Origin of the sequence: Bradyrhizobium sp. 31Argb (assembly GCF_043638955.1) — a bacterium.
Classification (GTDB): domain Bacteria; phylum Pseudomonadota; class Alphaproteobacteria; order Rhizobiales; family Xanthobacteraceae; genus Bradyrhizobium.
The window spans coordinates 1-3,074 of record NZ_JBEGDB010000478.1 but is presented as its reverse complement, the minus strand read 5'-3'; the positions used below and the strand labels follow the sequence as shown (position 1 = coordinate 3,074).

The 3,074-nt window shown below is 62.9% G+C and carries 2 protein-coding genes and 1 pseudogene; 1 reads left to right on the top strand and 2 read right to left on the bottom strand.

The genetic code is table 11. From position 1 onward, the window contains the following. Both AAFX91_RS40295 and AAFX91_RS40290 read right to left on the bottom strand, forming a co-directional pair. Positions 1 to 1,277: acyltransferase family protein (locus tag AAFX91_RS40295; RefSeq protein WP_394570199.1), on the bottom strand; the 1,277-nt coding region annotated here is incomplete at its 3' end. 358 nt (positions 1,278 to 1,635) lie between these two features. Continuing rightward, positions 1,636 to 2,595 (bottom strand): LysR family transcriptional regulator, encoded by a 960-nt coding sequence (locus AAFX91_RS40290; RefSeq protein ID WP_394570198.1) that lies wholly within the window; start codon positions 2,593 to 2,595, stop codon positions 1,636 to 1,638. 103 nt (positions 2,596 to 2,698) lie between these two features. Between AAFX91_RS40290 and AAFX91_RS40285 the strand changes: the two are divergent. Then, positions 2,699 to 3,001: pseudogene (locus tag AAFX91_RS40285) on the top strand (MFS transporter); the annotation flags it as partial. Between the last annotated feature and the right edge of the window lie 73 nt (positions 3,002 to 3,074).

Sequence of the window (3,074 nt, the reverse complement as noted above, 5' to 3'; positions counted from 1 at the left end):
CAACCTCGGACCGGCCGACAGTCGGAGCTACATCCGTCAAGCGAAAGTAACATCCTCAGGTGAGGCAATACGAGCCGCCATATTGCCGCGCCGAAGCCGATCCTCGATGCCGTGCCGAGCGGCGTTTCCCCGCGGTTCGCGGTCGAGAGCGCGTATCGGGCCGCATCCATCGCCGGCTTCTCGATCCAGCGATAGGTGAGTGCAGCGACGGGAACGACGAGGACCACGGAGAGAACGAGCGCGGCCACCAGCGCCTGCGCTGGCGTTCCCAGGACCACCAGCTTGTCGTCATTGTGCCAGACCACCAGTTCGAGGTGGAGCTTGTGGCCGAGGAAGGAGGCGGCGCTGCGCATGATCTGGAAGATGAAGGTGTGGATCATGTAGATCGAATAGGACCACAGCCCGAGCTTCTGCAGCGCAGGCGAGCGGAGTATCGCCGAGATCCTGCCTTGATCGAACGAGAACACGCAGATCACGACCGCGGCGAGCAGTGGAAACAGATATTGCGGTCCGCCGGATGGGGTAACCAACACGAACACAGCAACCACCATCGCGCACGAGACCTCCAATATGTTCGGCATGTCGAGCCGGCCGTTGGAATAGAGGCGGAAGTCATAGACCAGGCATCCTGCGAAGAAGGAGAACATCGCGCGCAGCATGCCCCAATCGCTGGAGACGAACAGCGTGCCTGGCGAGCGTTCGTAGAGCTGTATTCCGGCCGCAAGGCAGAGGCCGAGGAAGATCTCGCGCCGACGGCGGGGGAACAGCACGACGATGACCGCGAACAGCATCGAGACGTAGAACTCGACCGCCGCGCTCCAGGCTGGGCCGTTCCAGGTCAGGCCCCCATGCAGGTTGAAGGACTGCAGGAACAGGATGTTGGTGATGGCTTCATAGAGCGTGTGGCCGTTGCCGAACGGAACCGAATCCAGCGCGAACGAACCGTCGGTGCGCATGAAGACGATCTTGCTCACTTCGATCATCACAAACAGCGCCAGCATCACCATATGCAGCGGCCAGAGCCGCGCGAACCGCATCGCCATGAAGCGGATGCCATCGCCGGCATGGTTAAGGCGCTGACCATAGGCGTGACAGAGCACGAAGCCGGACAGGGCAAAGAACATGTCGACGCAGAATTGCAGGTTCACGAACGGCTGGGTGCCCTTCAGCGCATGGTAAATGGGAATATGGAAGAGCACGACGAGCAGCGCGCAGATGCCGCGCATTGCATCAAGTGCCTCAAACCGACCCGTGCCCGAAGATGTCTGTCCCGCCATGATACGCCTCTTTCGCCGGCTGTACGTTTGGCATGTCGTTGAGCAAGGCGGAGGCCAGTGGTGATGGCGGAGCGGCGGGTGATCGGGCTTCTCTGAGGTTTGGTAAATCAGCAGATGATTAGCTTGCGCTCGCAATGACGGGAGCCGTCATTCCGGGGCATCGCGAAGCGATGAGCCCGGAATCCATTTCGCCGCTCGCGCCGCGGCCAGATGGATTCTCTGATGTGCAATTGCACATCATAGCTCGCGCTGCGCGCGCCCCGGAATGACAACGGCATATTGGTACGAGCAAATGGCAGGACTATGCTTCTCCTGCGCTCGTTGATTATCGCGCAGCGTGGGACGCTAACCCGTCCCCTTATGATCTTCTCACCAGCTTCCACCTGCCATCGGCCGTGCGCTTGAGTGCGGGGTCATCGAGGCGGATGTCGCGCGACAGGAAATCGATAAAGGCGCGCACGCGGGCGGGAAGGGGGCCGGCGTGGCCGACATAGACCGCGTGAATATCTTCGCGGTCGCCGGGATTGAGAGCTTGAAGCACCGGCACCAATCGTCCTGCCTCGATGTCCGGACCGATGTGGAACAAAGCAAGGCGCGCCATCCCGGCGCCGCCCAAAACGAGCCGGCGCACTGATTCGCCGTCGCTCGCACGGACCATCGGCGGCGGCAACACCTCTTCGATCCGCTCTCCCTTGCGGAACGGCCAGCCGCGGATCGTGCGCGGAAAGGTCCAGCCGATGCCCCGGTGGTTGGCGAGTTCGGTCGGCGTCTTGGGCGTGCCATGTTTGGCGAGGTAGTCCGGCGAGGCCACGACGGCCATGCGGCTGGTCGCGAGCTTGCGCGCGATCAGCCGCGACACCTGCAGCGGGCCGGCCCGGATCGCGATATCAGCGCGCTCCTGCATCAGGTCGATCACGGTGTCGGTAAGGACGATATCGAGCGTGATCCCGGGATGCTCGGCAAGGAAGCGCGGTACCGGCGGAAGGATATGCAATGTGCCGAACGGGATGTTGGTGTTGACGGTGAGATGGCCTCGCGGCGTCGCGCCGGCGGCGGCTTCATGTTCGGCTTCCTGGATCTCGGCGAGGATCCGCACCGCGCGTTGATAGAAGGCTTCGCCTTCCGGCGTGAGCTGCAGCTTGCGCGTGGAGCGATTGATGAGTCTGGCGCCGAGGCGGGCCTCCATCCGCGACACCAGCTTGCTGACGCCAGACGGCGTGAGCCGCAAGCTCCGCGCCGCGGCGGTAAAGCCGGCGCGATCGACGACGCGGACGAACACTTCCATTTCGCCGGAACGGTTGGTGTCTGATCGGACCATGTTGAATTGGTGTCACAAATGATTGGACTTGTCGCCCTCTAATTCTCGTAAGGCCCCGACGCTATTTCCGCGCTTGCGTCCCTTCCAGTCCGGAGCCACATCCTTGCCCATCGCTGTCCTTGCGCTCACCGCCGGTGCCTTTGGCATTGGTACCACCGAATTCGTCATCATGGGTCTTCTGCTGCAGGTCGCTGCCGACATGCATGTGTCGGTATCGGCTGCAGGCCTGCTCATTTCGGGTTACGCGCTGGGCGTGTTCGTCGGCGCGCCGATCCTGACGCTGGCGACGCGGCGGATGCCGCGCAAGGTCGTGCTGCTGGCGCTGATGGCCATTTTCACGCTCGGCAATGCCGCCTGCGCGCTGGCGCCGAGCTACGGGTTGCTGATGGCCGCGCGGGTGCTGACCGTAAGCGGTAAGAGCTCCCACGTCCGCAGTGATCAGCGGGCGCGTGCGTAGCGGATCGGCATCCAGTATTGGC